This window comes from Roseovarius sp. MBR-154 (assembly GCF_053628595.1).
Map to the genome: position 1 here is coordinate 260,153 of NZ_JBRJGR010000004.1, position 13,371 is coordinate 273,523.

Below are 13,371 nucleotides of genomic sequence, written 5' to 3' on the forward strand. Positions count from 1 at the left end.
CCCGCCTGCGGCGGCGCAGGAAAGGAGCGCGCTGTGCGGAAATCGGCGATAGTCCGCACGCCTTTCCCCTTGACGCCCCCGCGCATCCTGTCAAAACCGCCCGCATGAGCAGCGCCACCCTGACCATCGACCTTGATGCCATCGCCGCCAACTGGCGCGCCCTCGATGCCATGACCGGCGGCGAGACCGCCGCCGTGGTCAAGGCCGATGCCTACGGGCTCGGCGTCGACCGCGTGGCGCGGGTTTTGGCGCGCACGGGCGCGCGGCATTTCTTCGTTGCCGTCGCCGAAGAGGGCGTGGCCCTGCGGCAGGCACTTGGCCCCGATGTGGCGATTCACGTCTTTTCCGGCCACATGCCGGGAGATGCGGACATGATCGGCGACATGGATCTCGTGCCGATGATCAATTCGCTCGACCAGATGATCCGCCATGCCGAGGCGTTGCCGGGCCATCCCTTCGGCGTGCAGCTTGACAGCGGCATGAACCGGCTGGGGATGGAGCCCACGGAATGGCAGGCAGTCCGCCAGATCGCGCTTGCGCAGAACCCGGTCATGCTGATGAGCCATCTGGCCTGCGCCGACGAGCCCGATCAGGCGATGAACGCGCAGCAACTGGACACGTTCCGTGCGATGACCGATGACACCGAGGTGCCGCGCTGTTTCGCCAATACCGGCGGTATCCTGCTGGGCCCGGACTATCATTTCGACCTTGCCCGACCCGGCATCGGCATCTATGGCGGGCGGCCCTATACCGACGCGCGCCCGGTGGTGACGCTCGACATACCTGTCATCCAGTGTCGCGACATCGCGCCGGGCGAGACGGTGGGCTATGGCTGCGACTTCACCGCCCCGCGCGCCATGCGTATCGCCACGGTCGCGGCGGGATATGCCGACGGCATCCTGCGCGCCATGGGGCCGAAAACAAGCCTCTGGGACGGCGACACACCCTGTTCCATCACGGGCCGCATCTCGATGGATCTGATCGGCATCGACATTACCCATCTCGGATATGACCCGTCGCATCTGCAACTGCTGGGGCCGCATCAGGCCATCGACGTGCTGGCGGATAATGCGGGAACCATCGGTTATGAAATCCTGACCTCACTGGGGGCGCGCTACATGCGGCGTTATATCGGCGGATGAGTCTGATCCTGAGCTTTCTGGCGTCGATCGGGCGCACGGTGCTGGCGGGGCTGGCGAGCATGGGGCGGATCACGCTTTATGCCACAGACGCGGTCAGCCATCTGGCGCGCCCGCCATTTTACTGGCGCGAGTTTGGTCACGCGCTGGTGCAGATCGGCTGGCTGTCGCTGCCCGTCGTGGGTATGACGGCGCTCTTCACCGGCGGGGCGCTGGCCTTGCAGATCTACGCGGGCGGCGCGCGCTTCAACGCCGAAACCGTGGTGCCCTCGATTGTCGCCATCGGCCTGACGCGCGAACTCGGCCCGGTTCTCGGCGGCCTCATGGTCGCCGCGCGCGTGGCCTCAAGCATTGCCGCCGAGATCGGCACGATGAAGGTGACCGAGCAGATCGACGCGCTCACCACTCTCTCGACCAACCCGATGAAATACCTCACCCTGCCGCGTGTGCTGGCTGCCACCCTCGCGGTGCCGCTGCTCGTGGGCGTGGGCGACGTGATCGGCATCATGGGCGGGTTCCTTGTTGGCGTCGGACGGCTCGATTTCGGCGCGGCCACCTACCTGCACAACACGATTGATTTCCTCGAGACATGGGATGTCGTCTCCGGCATGATCAAGGGCGCGGTCTTCGGCTTCATCGTGGCGCTGATGGGCTGCTATTACGGGATGAACTCGGGGCGCGGCGCGCAAGGTGTCGGACGCGCCACCAAGACGGCGGTGGTCGCGGCAAGCGTGCTGATCCTCGCGTCCAACTACATCCTGACAGAGGTATTCTTTTCGGCATGATCGAGATGCGCGACGTTCATAAGGCCTTTGGCGAGAACCGCGTCCTGCAGGGCGTGAACCTGACCATCGAGTCCGGCTCTTCCATGGTGATCATCGGCGGATCGGGCACCGGCAAATCGGTGGCGCTCAAGTGCATTCTGGGGCTGATCCGGCCCGATAGCGGGTCGATCACGCTGGACGGCAAGGATGTCACCACCGGCGACCGCGATGCCTTCCTCGCCCGCTTTGGCATGCTCTTTCAGGGTGGCGCGCTGTTTGATTCGCTGCCCGTCTGGCACAATGTCGCCTTCCGCCTGATGCGCGGCTCGCTCAAACGGCCCAAGGGTGAGGCGCGCGAGATCGCCATCGAGAAACTGCGCCGCGTCGGCCTCAAACCGGACGTGGCCGACAAGTTTCCGGCCGAACTGTCGGGTGGCATGCAAAAGCGCGTGGGCCTTGCCCGCGCCATCGCCGCCGAGCCCGAGATCATCTTTTTCGACGAGCCGACAACGGGCCTTGATCCGATCATGGCTGGCGTGATCAACGAGCTTATTCGCGAGATCGTGGTGGAGATGGGGGCCACGGCGATGACCATCACCCATGACATGACCAGCGTGCGCGCCATCGCCGACAACGTCGCGATGCTGCATGACGGGGTGATCCAATGGACCGGGCCGGTGGCCGACATGGACCAGTCCGGCGACCCCTACCTTGACCAGTTCATCCACGGCCGCGCCGAGGGCCCGATCGAGGCGGTCAGGTGACACCGGGCGCCAAGAATTTTCGAAAATTCTTGGCAAAATTTCGCGAATTTTTGCGCGCCACCCCTCGGGCGGAGCAAACATCTTGATCCGATTTGCCAATCTCACCCTGCTGATCCTCTTTCCGGTGGCCTGGTTCGCCCCGCTGTTGCGCGCGGGCATCGCGCTGCCATTGTTTGGCCTCAGCGAAATCAGCATCATCTCCGGCCTTCAGGCGCTATGGCAGAGCGACGTCGTCCTCGCCCTGCTGGTCACCTTCTTCGCGCTCTTCGCGCCCTATCTCAAGACCATTGGCCTCGCGCTGGTGCAGTTCGACCTGCTCGTGCCCCGCGCCCTGCCCGCGCTGCACCTGATGGGCAGGCTGGCGATGGCAGATATCTTCCTGATCGCGCTCTACATCATCGTGGTCAAGGGCGTGGGACTGGCGCGGGTCGAGGTGGCCTGGGGGCTCTATCTCTTTACCGCCTGCGTGCTGGCCTCGATCGCCTTTGGCCATCTGGCGAACAAAGCGCCGCGCGCCACCTGAACTGTCGCCATTTCGGCAACAACCCGGCGCAGTCACGCAACACTCCCCCTTTGTTGAGCCTGTGTTGAATGAATTAACCCTTTGCCTTTGGCGCAATCGGCGTAAACTTGCCTATATTGGATATGATCTTTCAGGGGGGAAGTCATGCCCGCACAGTTGAAAACCGTTACGCTGCTGACCCAGTTTTTGTTCCAACGGCTTGCCGTTGCTTTGTTTCTTCTGGCCGCCCTCGCGCTGAGCGCGGCCAGCATCGGCGCGGCGATCGGCCTACTGCCCTGGCTTGAATTCGAGGCCGGGTTCGGGGGCGTAACCTACCACAATGCCGGGCAGATCGCGCAGGTGGCGCTGACCGTTCTGGCGGTGCTCCTGTGCTTCTTCCTGCCCGCGAATGCCCGCATCATGGCGCTGGAAACCTCGCATCGGCGGTTCAATATCGGCATGCGGGACGTAGCCCGCGCCTATCACGCGGCGCATGCGGCGGATCGCGCGGGGCTGTTTCAGCTTTCATCCGAGTTTGACGCCGTGCGCGAGCGTCTGGCCTATCTGCGCGAGCATCCCGATCTGGGCGGGCTGGAGCCGGACCTGCTCGAAGTGGCCGCCCAGATGTCGCATATCAGCCGCGAGTTGGCCGAGGTCTATTCCGACGAGAAGGTCGCCCGCGCCCGGCAATTCCTGCACCAGAGGCAGCAGGAGGTCGAGGCGTTCAACGCGCGGCTGGATCAGGCCAAGCAGATCAGCCGCGAGCTCAAGCACTGGGCGCATGAGGTGGATCTGGAGGAAAGCGTCGCGGCGAGCCAGCTGACCCGTCTGCGCGACGATCTGCGCGAGGTGCTGCCGGAGCTCGGGCTGGAGGAGATGCTGCGCGCCGATGGCACGGTGATCGACATCAGCAAGAAGGCCGCCGAGTAACCGCGCTGCATTTTCGGGTTTGACCGTGGTCCGCCCTTGGGGCATGACCCGGGGCATGGCAAAATCCTCGACCTTCACCTGTTCGGCCTGCGGCGCGGTGCATAGCCGCTGGTCGGGCCGTTGCGATGCCTGTGGCGAGTGGAACACCATCGTTGAGGAGGCCCCACTCTCGACCGGACCCAAGGGCAAGACGCTTGGCGGCAAGCGCGGCACGCAGCTGACACTCACGGATCTCTCGACCGAAGAGGCCCCGCCGCCGCGCACCCTGTCGGGCATAGGCGAGCTTGACAGGGTTCTGGGCGGCGGTCTGGTGCCGTCGAGCGCGGTTCTGGTGGGCGGCGATCCCGGCATCGGCAAATCCACCCTGCTGTTGCAGGCCGCCGCAAGGTTTGCGGCTGCGGGCCTCAAGACCTTCTACGTCTCGGGCGAAGAAGCCAGCGCACAGGTGCGGATGCGCGCGCAGCGCCTGGGGCTGGAGAACGCCCCGGTGAAGCTTGCCGCCGCCACCTCGCTCCGCGACATCCTGACCACGCTCGAGGCGGAAAAGCCCGAACTGGTGATCATCGATTCCATTCAGACAATGTGGTCCGACACCGTCGAGGCCGCGCCGGGCAGCGTCTCTCAGGTGCGCGCCGCGGCACATGAGCTGACCAGTTTCGCCAAACGCTTCGGCACCTCCGTGATCCTCGTCGGCCATGTCACCAAGGACGGGCAGATCGCGGGCCCCCGCGTGGTCGAGCACATGGTCGACTGCGTGCTCTATTTCGAGGGCGAGCGCGGCCATCAGTTCCGAATCCTGCGCTCGGTCAAGAACCGCTTTGGCCCCGCCGACGAGATCGGGGTGTTCGAGATGACCGGCGGCGGGCTGGCCGAGGTCGCAAACCCTTCGGAGCTGTTCCTGTCGGGGCGCGGCGCGCCTTCGCCCGGCTCGGTGGTGTTTTCCGGCATCGAGGGCACCCGCCCCGTGCTGGTCGAGATGCAGGCGCTGGTGGCCCCCACCCCGCACGCGCAGCCGCGCCGTGCCGTGGTCGGCTGGGACGGCGCACGTCTGGCGATGATCCTCGCCGTGCTCGAGGCGCGCTGCGGCATCCCCTTTGCCGGGCTCGACGTCTATCTCAACGTGGCCGGCGGGCTGCGGATTTCCGAACCGGCGGCCGATCTCGCGGTCGCCGCGGCCCTGCTCAGCGCGCGTGAAGACACGGCCCTGCCCGCGGAAACGGTGATTTTCGGCGAAATCAGCCTGTCGGGGGCGCTGCGCCCGGTGGGGCAGTCCGAAAACAGGTTGAAAGAGGCGCAAAAACTTGGTTTCACATCGGCGATCATTCCGTCCGGTGGCAAGACCGGCGCCACCAGCGGCCTCAGCCTGACCCGGATGGGCGATCTGACCGCGTTCGTGGGTGATATTTTCGGCGCAGGCTAGGCGCGCTCAGAGGGACAGGACAAGGCTATGGACGGTTTCACCATCATCGACGGCGTCGTGGCGCTCTTCATCGTGCTCTCAGCGCTCCTGGCCTATTCGCGCGGCCTCGTGCGCGAGGCGCTGGCGATCGCGGGCTGGGTGGTGGCGGGTATCCTCGCCTTCATCTTCGCGCCGCAGGTCGAACCGTTGGTCAAGGAAATTCCGGTGGTAGGCGAGTTCATCGCCGACAGTTGCGAGCTGTCGATGATCGGGGCCTTCGCGGTGGTCTTTGCCCTGGGTCTGATCGTGGCCTCGCTGATCACGCCGCTGTTTTCCTCGCTGGTGCAACGCTCGGTTCTGGGCGGGCTGGATCAGGGGCTGGGCTTTGTCTTCGGCGTGGCGCGCGGCGTGCTGCTCATCGCCATCGCCTATTTTGTCTACGAGACGGTGATCAGCTCACAGAGCATTGCGATCATCGACGACAGCCGGTCGGCGCGGGTCTTTGCACAGCTCACCGGCAAGATCGAGGATGGCAATCCCGAACAGGCGCTCGGCTGGATCACGCAGCAATACGAGGACCTCATCGGATCGTGCGATGCGACTGTGCAGTGACGCAAGGTAAAGGGGCGCAGGTGCGACGCACGAACCGCTTTCTGTGATAGTTTCGTGACATGCCCGGTCTGAGCGCGTATGACGGGCGCAAGTGACAGACACGGGATTCGGAGCAACCAGCCTTGTCTACTCAAATGCCCCCCGCTCACCCCTTCGACGACGACAAACTGAAGGAAGAATGCGGTATATTCGGCGTCATCGGCCTATCCGATGCGGCGAATTTCGTAGCCCTCGGGCTGCACGCCCTGCAACATCGCGGACAGGAGGCTGGCGGCATCGTCAGCCACGATCCCGAACAGGGTTTCAACTCGGTTCGCCGGTTCGGCTACGTGCGCGACAACTTCACTCGCCAATCGCTGATGGAAACCCTGCCCGGGCCGCTGGCCATCGGGCATGTGCGCTATTCCACCGCCGGGGCCAAGGGCGCCGCGATCCGCGACGTGCAGCCCTTTTTCGGCGAGTTTTCGATGGGCGGTGCGGCGATCGCCCATAACGGCAACATCACCAATGCCGATGCCCTACGCAAGGAATTGATCGAGCGCGGCTCGATCTTCCAGTCCGGTTCCGACAGCGAATGCATCATCCACCTGATGGCGCGGTCCCTGCAACGCAACATCCCAGAGCGGATGGAGGATGCGCTGCGCCGGGTCGAGGGCGCGTTTTCCATCGTCGCCATGACCCGCAGCAAGCTCATTGGCGTGCGCGACCCGCTGGGCGTGCGCCCGCTGGTGCTGGGCCAGTTGGGCGAAGGCTGGGTGCTCAGTTCCGAGACCTGCGCGCTCGACATCATCGGCGCCACCTTCGTGCGCGAGATTGCCCCCGGCGAGATGGTGGTGATCTCCGAAAAGGACGGCGTCGAAAGCCATTACCCCTTCCGCCGCCAGTCCTCGCGCTTCTGCATCTTCGAGCATGTCTATTTCTCGCGTCCCGATTCGCTCATCGGCGGCCGGTCGGTCTATGAGACCCGCCACCAGATCGGCGTGGAACTGGCGCGCGAAGCCCCCGTCGAGGCCGATCTCGTCTGCCCGGTGCCTGATAGCGGCACGCCGGCGGCGATCGGCTACAGCCAGGAATCGGGCATTCCCTTCGCGATGGGGATCATCCGCAACCAGTACATGGGCCGCACCTTCATCGAGCCGACCGAGCAGATCCGCAACATGGGTGTGCGTCTGAAACTTAACGTCAACCGCGCCCTGATCGAGGGCAAGCGGGTGATCCTCGTGGATGACAGCGTGGTGCGCGGCACCACCAGCCGCAAGATCAAGGAAATGATCCTCGATGCCGGGGCGGCGGAGGTGCATTTTCGCATCGCGAGCCCGCCCACGGCCTGGCCCTGTTTCTACGGCGTCGATACGCCGCAGCGCGAGAAACTTCTGGCAGCGACCATGTCCGAGGACGAGATGCGCGAGCATCTCAACGTGGACAGCATCCGCTTCATCTCGCTCGACGGGCTCTACCGCGCCGTGGGCGAGGCGCAGGGCCGCGATGCCAAGTGCCCGCAATATTGCGATGCCTGTTTCTCGGGGGAATATCCGGTTGAGCCCTCGGACATGATCGCCAAGGGTTTCGAGTTGAAAGCCGCCGAATGACCGCGGTCACATCAACGGCATAAGCGGGGGGTTGCTATCCCGGGGCATGCGGTGGCAAGTTTCTGCCGCAGTGCAGAAATCGGGGCTTTTCTCTGCCGCGCGCGCCGCTTAGACGCGCGGGCAGAGACAAGAAACTCCCGAGGCATTCATGGCAAACGAAACATCAACCCCTGCGGCCACATTGGCCACGGCGACGCAGAAAGGTGCCCTGCCCTTGCGCCGCATTACCCTGCTCGGGACCATGCATGGCCCGACCAGTGCCGTGGCCTTGGTGCGCGTGGATGGTGGCAAGGTGGCCCGGGTCGAGACCGGCGACACGCTCGATCGCGCCACCGTCGCGGCCATTGGCGAGGGCGTCGTGATCCTGTCGCGCAATGGGCGGGCCGAGGAACTGCGCCTTCCCGGCACCTGATCCCACCATAAGAAAAGGCCGCCCCCGGTTGCCCGGGCGCGGCCTGACGTTCAATCAAACGCGGTGCGGGTTTAGCCGCGACGCGCCTCCAGCGCCTTCCAGCCGCCATAGACGACCATCGCCGCGATCACGGCCTTGACCGCATCACCGATCAGGAACGGTGCCATCCAGTGCGCCCAAAGCTCCGGCGCGGTCTTGCCCATCACGGCGGCGGGCCATGCAAGGCCGGGGATATAAAGCAGCGCCGAGACCGCGATCCCGCACAGCGCGGTCGAGACGACACCGCGAGCCAGACCCTTTTCCACCGCCAGACCGGCCAGCCACGCCATGCCGACATAACCGTAGAGGAACCCGGCGGTCGGGCCGACCAGAGACGCCCCGTTCATGCCATTGGCAAAGACCGGCAGGCCCATGGCCCCTTCGGCCAGATAGGCCAGCAGCGTCGCGGCACCCATGCGCGAGCCAAAGGTCAGCCCGACGATCAGCACCGCCAGCGTCGACAGCGTCATCGGCACCGGAAAGAACGGCACGCTGACCTGTGCGGCAAGTGCCACGAAGAGCGAGCCCGTCAGAACGAGGCCGATCTTGCGCAGCATTGTATCCTGGCCGATCACGGCCTTTGCTAGAACTGTGTCGCGCATCATGTCGCGTCCCTCCATTATCTCTGTCCGTCCCGACTTTTTCGCCGCGCTGCCGCAAAAGTCAAGCGATTGTCCTTGATTTGCCCCGCGACAGGTGGGATTTCCCGCATATGACACAGGATACCGATCTCCCCCTCGCTCTTGTCACCGGTGCCTCGCGCGGCCTTGGCGCCGCCATGGCCGAGGCCCTGAGCGACACGCATCACATCATCGCAGTGGCGCGCACCACCGGCGCGCTCGAGGAACTCGACGACCGCATTCAGGCGCGCGGCGGCCGCGCCACGCTCGCACCGATGGACATCACCAACACCCAGGCCATGGCGCAGCTTTGCCGCTCGGTCCATGACCGCTGGGGCACTTTGGCGCTTTGGGTGCATACGGCGGTGCATGCCGCGCCGCTCACCCCCGCCGCGCATCTCTCCGACAAGGACTGGTCCAAATCCGTGGCCTGCAACGTGAACGCGACCGGCATCCTCATCCCCTTCATCGCGCCGCTTCTGGGTGAGGCGGGACAGGCGATATTCCTTGACGACGCAAAGGCGGGCGAAAAGTTTTTCGGGGCCTACGGGGCGACCAAGGCCGCGCAGATCGCGCTCGCCCGAAGCTGGCAGGCCGAGAGCGAGAGGTTCGGGCCGCGCGTTCACATCCTCACGCCGCAGCCGATGGCCACCGCCACGCGCGCGCGCTTTCACCCTGGCGAGGATCGCGCGGGGCTCGCGCATCCGAGAGACGAAGCGGCACGCCTTCTGGCCCTGATCTGAGCGCCCGCGCGCCTTGCCCCTGTGGCGCCGCGCCGCTACACAGGGGCGAAACAGCGACAGGCGGGGCACGGGCATGCGAATTCTGATCACCAATGACGACGGCATCAACGCACCCGGCCTCGCGGTGCTGGAAGAGGTCGCCACCGCCCTCGCAGGCGAAGACGGCGAGGTCTGGACTGTGGCCCCCGCCTTCGAGCAGTCGGGTGTCGGGCATTGCATTTCCTACACCCGCCCGATGATGATCTCCAAGATGGCCGAGCGCCGCTATGCCGCCGAAGGCAGCCCCGCCGATTGCGTCCTCGCGGGCCTGCACGACGTGATGAAGGACGCGCCCCCCGATCTGGTGCTCTCGGGTGTGAACCGGGGCAACAACGCGGCGGAAAACGCGGTCTACTCGGGCACCGTCGGCGGCGCGATGGAGGCGGCGCTTCAGGGCGTGCCGGCGGTGGCGCTCAGCCAGTATTACGGCCCCGCCAATCGCGATCTCGACGACACGTTCGAATGCGCCCGGCTGCACGGCCTGCCCACCCTTCTACGCCTGCTCGACAAGGGGGTGTGGACCAAGGATGATTACGGCATCTTCTACAACATCAACTTTCCGCCCTGCCCGGCATCCGAGGTCAAGGGCATCCGCGCCGCCCGACAGGGATTTCGCCGGGATATGGGGTTCGGCGTTGAGCCGCATGTCGCGCCCTCGGGGCGGCGGTTTCTCTGGGTGACAGGCGCGCCGCAGCAGCAGCCGACCAGCCCCGGTTCGGATGCCGATGTGAACCTGCAAGGCTATATCTCGGTCACGCCGATGCGCGCGGACCTGACCGCACATGACGCTCTGGAAGCGCTCAAGGCCATCGAATGAGCGACGACGCCGATCATATCGCGGAACGCAAGATGCAGTTCCTGTTCGCGCTGCGCTCTCGCGGGGTGACCGACAAGGCGGTGCTGACGGCGATGGAAAAGATCGACCGTGGCCCCTTCATCCGCGGCTACTTCGCGGAACGCGCCTATGAGGACATGCCGCTTCCCATCGCCTGCGGGCAGACCATCAGCCAGCCCTCGGTGGTGGGGTTGATGACGCAGGCACTCAAGGTATCGAACCGCGACAAGGTGCTGGAGGTCGGCACCGGCTCGGGCTATCAGGCCGCGATCCTCAGTCTGCTTGCACGCCGCGTCTATACCGTCGACCGCCACAAGCGGCTGGTGAGCGAGGCAAGCGAGATTTTCCGCGACCTCGATCTGACCAATATCACCGCAATCACCGCCGATGGCAGTTTCGGGCTGCCCGATCAGGCGCCGTTCGACCGGATCATCGTGACGGCGGCGGCCGAAGACCCGCCAGGGCCTCTATTGGCGCAGTTGAAAATCGGGGGTATCATGGTGGTGCCCGTGGGCCAGTCGGACGCGGTGCAGCATTTGATCCGCGTGACCCGGAGTGAGACCGGGTTTGATTATGATGAGTTGCGTCCGGTGCGATTTGTGCCGCTGGTCGAAGGGCTGGGGCGCGACGGGTAACGAAAAGGCCCCGGCCAACAAGGGGCAGGACATGAGGATATTCGAGATGCGTCACTTTCCACGACACCTGACCCTTGGGGCGGGCATGGCCCTGGCCCTCGCCGCCTGCGACCGGCCGCTCGACATCGACATGCGCGGCGCGTTCGGCGATGCGCCCTCCACCGCCGAGGCGGCACGCAACGCCACTGCCCCCCGGCCAGAGCCGGACGCGCGTGGCATCATCTCCTATCCGGGCTATCAGGTGGCGGTTGCGCGACGCGGCGACACGCTGGCACAGCTTGCCACCCGGATCGGCGCAGATGCGCAGGAACTGGCGCGCTACAATGGCATCCAGACCGGTGACCCGCTGCGCGAGGGCGAAGTCATCGCCCTGCCCGGTCGCGTGTCCGAGCCGGAAGGCGGCCCGATCCGGTCGCCGGAAGATGTGGATATCGACGCCCTCGCCGGGGATGCGATCCGCCGGGCCGATGCGCAAAACGTCGAGGCCACGCCGCTGGAGCCGGCGGAGAAGGTCGGTGTCGAACCGGTCCGGCATCAGGTCGAGCGTGGCGAGACGGCGTTCAGCATCGCGCGGCTCTACGATGTCTCGATCCGCAGTCTCGCCGAATGGAACGGTCTCGGGTCCGATTTCTCGGTGCGCGAGGGGCAGTATCTGCTGATCCCGGTGGCCCTGCCCGGCGAGAAGACCGCAGCTTTCGACGCGGACGAGGCCGCCGCCGTACCGCCGCCTGGCGCGGGCTCGCCCACGCCGACGCCGCCAAGCGCCTCCAAACCGCTGCCGGATGAGGAAACCGTGCCCACATCCGAGCCCGTCGAGACGGTGGCCGCCCCCGATCTGGGCGCGAGGGAGGCCGAAAGTGCCGCTCCGTCATCCGGTGCGGCCCGCATGCTGGTGCCGGTGGATGGCGACATCATACGCGACTATGCCAAGGGCAGCAATGACGGGATCGACATCGCCGCCGCCCCCGGCGCCGCCGTCAAGGCCGCCGATAGCGGCACCGTCGCCGCGATCACCGAAGATACCAACGGCATCCCGATCATCGTCATCAAGCATGCGGGCAATCTGCTGACGGTCTATTCCAACGTGGGCGCGCTCAGCGTGGTTAAGGGCGACAGTGTGAGCCGTGGCCAGAAAATTGCAGAGATCCGCCGCGACGGTACGGCAGCGTTGCATTTCGAGGTGCGCGACGGGTTCGACAGTGTCGATCCGAACGACTATCTCACCCCGTCGTGAGGCGATGGGGCGTTACTCGGGCGTGATCCGATAGGCCGCCCCCTGCCCGACGCTGAGAAACCAGATCGACCCGTCGGGTGCCTCGACGAGATCGCGCACACGCGCGGTCTCGGCGCTCTCGATCCGCTCCACTTCGGTCAGTGGCGTGCCCTCCAGCCGCGAGATCATGTCGAACTTGAGCGAGCCCACGAAGATATCGCCGCGCCAGTCGGGGAACATGTCGCCCTGATAGATCATCATCCCCGAGGGCGCGATGGAGGGATCCCAGTAATGGGCGGGCTGTTCCATGCCCTCTTTCGTCGTGCCCGCGCCGATCTTGAGCCCCGAATAGTGCGGCCCGTAGGAAATCACCGGCCAGCCGTAATTCGCCCCCTTGGCGATGCGGTTCACCTCGTCGCCGCCGCGCGCGCCATGTTCGACAACCCAGAGCGTGCCTGACCCGTCCAGCGCCGCGCCTTGCGGATTGCGGTGCCCGTAGGACCAGATTTCCGGCTGCGCACCGGGCGTATCGACAAAGGGATTGTCCTGCGGCACCAACCCGTCGCGCGCGATACGGATCACCGAACCGTTCTCGCGCCCCAGATCCTGCGCCGAGGGCCGGTCACCGCGCTCGCCGATGGTGGCGTAGATGTATCCATCGCGCCCCTCGACCAGGCGCGAGCCGAAATGCCGCCCGCCGGAGGAGCCCGGTTCCATCTCGAAAATCACCGTGAGGTCGCTCAGGCGGTCCGCACCGGGAGCCAGCCGCGCCCGCCCGATGGCGGTGCCCGCCCCGCCGGATTGCGGCTTGGAATAGGTGAAATAGATCTCGCGGCTCTGCGCGAAATCGCGCGGGATCAGCAGGTCGAGCAAGCCCCCCTGACCGCGCGCGGCGATCTCCGGTAGGCCATTGATGGCGCGGCTTTGACCGTCCGCGATATGCAAAAGCCGCCCGTCGCGTTCGGTGATCAGCATCCCGCCACCCGGCAGGAACTCCAACGCCCAGGGCGCATCAAGGCCGTCCACCATCTTGGTCACACGCACGGTGCCCGCGCTCGTATCGAGCGCATGGGCGGAGGCTCCGGCGACACCAAGGGCGATTACAAGCGCGGCAATACGGGTCATGGAAATCTCCT

General features: G+C 65.6%; 15 protein-coding genes. 13 read left to right on the top strand and 2 right to left on the bottom strand.

Features of this window, described 5'->3' with window-relative positions; translation table 11 throughout:
• Positions 1-104: 104 nt before the first annotated feature.
• The 9 genes from alr to ACSSV4_RS07820 all read left to right on the top strand — a co-directional run bounded on the left by alr (position 105) and on the right by ACSSV4_RS07820 (position 8,111).
• The gene (alr, locus tag ACSSV4_RS07780) at positions 105-1,142 is read left to right on the top strand and encodes an alanine racemase (RefSeq protein WP_454274471.1); all 1,038 of its coding nucleotides are present in this window, start codon (positions 105-107) and stop codon (positions 1,140-1,142) included.
• On the top strand, positions 1,139-1,924 hold the full coding sequence (locus ACSSV4_RS07785) for an MlaE family ABC transporter permease (RefSeq protein ID WP_454274472.1): 786 nt from the start codon (positions 1,139-1,141) through the stop codon (positions 1,922-1,924). Before alr ends, ACSSV4_RS07785 begins: the two co-directional genes overlap by 4 nt.
• Positions 1,921-2,667: an ABC transporter ATP-binding protein gene (locus ACSSV4_RS07790; RefSeq protein ID WP_454274473.1), complete on the top strand. Its 747-nt coding sequence runs from the start codon at positions 1,921-1,923 to the stop codon at positions 2,665-2,667. The genes ACSSV4_RS07785 and ACSSV4_RS07790 overlap by 4 nt, the downstream gene beginning before the upstream one ends.
• An 82-nt stretch (positions 2,668-2,749) precedes the next feature.
• Positions 2,750-3,190: a paraquat-inducible protein A gene (locus ACSSV4_RS07795; RefSeq protein ID WP_454274474.1), complete on the top strand. Its 441-nt coding sequence runs from the start codon at positions 2,750-2,752 to the stop codon at positions 3,188-3,190.
• A gap of 144 nt (positions 3,191-3,334) precedes the next feature.
• On the top strand, positions 3,335-4,099 hold the full coding sequence (locus tag ACSSV4_RS07800) for a DNA repair protein (RefSeq protein WP_454274475.1): 765 nt from the start codon (positions 3,335-3,337) through the stop codon (positions 4,097-4,099).
• A 55-nt stretch (positions 4,100-4,154) separates the two neighbouring features.
• Positions 4,155-5,519: a DNA repair protein RadA gene (radA, locus tag ACSSV4_RS07805; RefSeq protein WP_454274476.1), complete on the top strand. Its 1,365-nt coding sequence runs from the start codon at positions 4,155-4,157 to the stop codon at positions 5,517-5,519.
• 27 nt (positions 5,520-5,546) lie between these two features.
• Positions 5,547-6,110 carry a CvpA family protein gene (locus tag ACSSV4_RS07810; RefSeq protein WP_454274477.1) on the top strand — a complete coding sequence of 188 codons (564 nt, stop codon included), beginning with the start codon at positions 5,547-5,549 and terminating at the stop codon, positions 6,108-6,110.
• Positions 6,111-6,244: 134 nt separating this feature from the next.
• Positions 6,245-7,699 (top strand): amidophosphoribosyltransferase, encoded by a 1,455-nt coding sequence (purF, locus tag ACSSV4_RS07815; RefSeq protein ID WP_454274478.1) that lies wholly within the window; start codon positions 6,245-6,247, stop codon positions 7,697-7,699.
• A gap of 148 nt (positions 7,700-7,847) precedes the next feature.
• Positions 7,848-8,111, top strand: coding sequence for a type II secretion system protein N (locus tag ACSSV4_RS07820; RefSeq protein ID WP_454274479.1), 264 nt, complete (start codon positions 7,848-7,850; stop codon positions 8,109-8,111).
• A 71-nt stretch (positions 8,112-8,182) separates the two neighbouring features.
• Here the strand turns inward: ACSSV4_RS07820 and ACSSV4_RS07825 are convergent, their stop codons facing one another.
• Entirely contained in the window at positions 8,183-8,770 is a 588-nt protein-coding gene (locus tag ACSSV4_RS07825) for a biotin transporter BioY (protein WP_454274480.1), read from the bottom strand.
• 92 nt (positions 8,771-8,862) lie between these two features.
• Here ACSSV4_RS07825 and ACSSV4_RS07830 point away from each other — a divergent pair, with 92 nt between their 5' ends.
• The 4 genes from ACSSV4_RS07830 (at position 8,863) to ACSSV4_RS07845 (ending at position 12,256) form a co-directional block, all read left to right on the top strand.
• On the top strand, positions 8,863-9,513 hold the full coding sequence (locus ACSSV4_RS07830) for an SDR family NAD(P)-dependent oxidoreductase (protein WP_454274481.1): 651 nt from the start codon (positions 8,863-8,865) through the stop codon (positions 9,511-9,513).
• A 73-nt stretch (positions 9,514-9,586) separates the two neighbouring features.
• Complete coding sequence (surE, locus tag ACSSV4_RS07835; protein ID WP_454274482.1) at positions 9,587-10,369, top strand: 5'/3'-nucleotidase SurE; 783 nt, start codon at positions 9,587-9,589, stop codon at positions 10,367-10,369.
• Positions 10,366-11,022, top strand: coding sequence for a protein-L-isoaspartate(D-aspartate) O-methyltransferase (locus tag ACSSV4_RS07840; RefSeq protein ID WP_454274483.1), 657 nt, complete (start codon positions 10,366-10,368; stop codon positions 11,020-11,022). The genes surE and ACSSV4_RS07840 overlap by 4 nt, the downstream gene beginning before the upstream one ends.
• 31 nt (positions 11,023-11,053) lie before the next feature.
• Positions 11,054-12,256 (top strand): peptidoglycan DD-metalloendopeptidase family protein, encoded by a 1,203-nt coding sequence (locus ACSSV4_RS07845; protein ID WP_454274484.1) that lies wholly within the window; start codon positions 11,054-11,056, stop codon positions 12,254-12,256.
• A 12-nt stretch (positions 12,257-12,268) separates the two neighbouring features.
• Here the strand turns inward: ACSSV4_RS07845 and ACSSV4_RS07850 are convergent, their stop codons facing one another.
• The gene (locus ACSSV4_RS07850; protein WP_454274485.1) at positions 12,269-13,360 is read right to left on the bottom strand and encodes a PQQ-dependent sugar dehydrogenase; all 1,092 of its coding nucleotides are present in this window, start codon (positions 13,358-13,360) and stop codon (positions 12,269-12,271) included.
• Positions 13,361-13,371: the final 11 nt, after the last annotated feature.

Coding starts and splice junctions, on each gene's coding strand:
- surE (WP_454274482.1), top strand. CDS start 9,587: ATGCGAATTCTGATCACCAATGACGACGGCATCAACGCACCCGGCCTC.
- ACSSV4_RS07850 (WP_454274485.1), bottom strand. CDS start 13,360: ATGACCCGTATTGCCGCGCTTGTAATCGCCCTTGGTGTCGCCGGAGCC.
- ACSSV4_RS07820 (WP_454274479.1), top strand. CDS start 7,848: ATGGCAAACGAAACATCAACCCCTGCGGCCACATTGGCCACGGCGACG.
- radA (WP_454274476.1), top strand. CDS start 4,155: ATGGCAAAATCCTCGACCTTCACCTGTTCGGCCTGCGGCGCGGTGCAT.
- ACSSV4_RS07810 (WP_454274477.1), top strand. CDS start 5,547: ATGGACGGTTTCACCATCATCGACGGCGTCGTGGCGCTCTTCATCGTG.
- alr (WP_454274471.1), top strand. CDS start 105: ATGAGCAGCGCCACCCTGACCATCGACCTTGATGCCATCGCCGCCAAC.
- ACSSV4_RS07825 (WP_454274480.1), bottom strand. CDS start 8,770: ATGGAGGGACGCGACATGATGCGCGACACAGTTCTAGCAAAGGCCGTG.
- purF (WP_454274478.1), top strand. CDS start 6,245: ATGCCCCCCGCTCACCCCTTCGACGACGACAAACTGAAGGAAGAATGC.
- ACSSV4_RS07845 (WP_454274484.1), top strand. CDS start 11,054: ATGAGGATATTCGAGATGCGTCACTTTCCACGACACCTGACCCTTGGG.
- ACSSV4_RS07840 (WP_454274483.1), top strand. CDS start 10,366: ATGAGCGACGACGCCGATCATATCGCGGAACGCAAGATGCAGTTCCTG.
- ACSSV4_RS07790 (WP_454274473.1), top strand. CDS start 1,921: ATGATCGAGATGCGCGACGTTCATAAGGCCTTTGGCGAGAACCGCGTC.
- ACSSV4_RS07830 (WP_454274481.1), top strand. CDS start 8,863: ATGACACAGGATACCGATCTCCCCCTCGCTCTTGTCACCGGTGCCTCG.
- ACSSV4_RS07800 (WP_454274475.1), top strand. CDS start 3,335: ATGCCCGCACAGTTGAAAACCGTTACGCTGCTGACCCAGTTTTTGTTC.
- ACSSV4_RS07785 (WP_454274472.1), top strand. CDS start 1,139: ATGAGTCTGATCCTGAGCTTTCTGGCGTCGATCGGGCGCACGGTGCTG.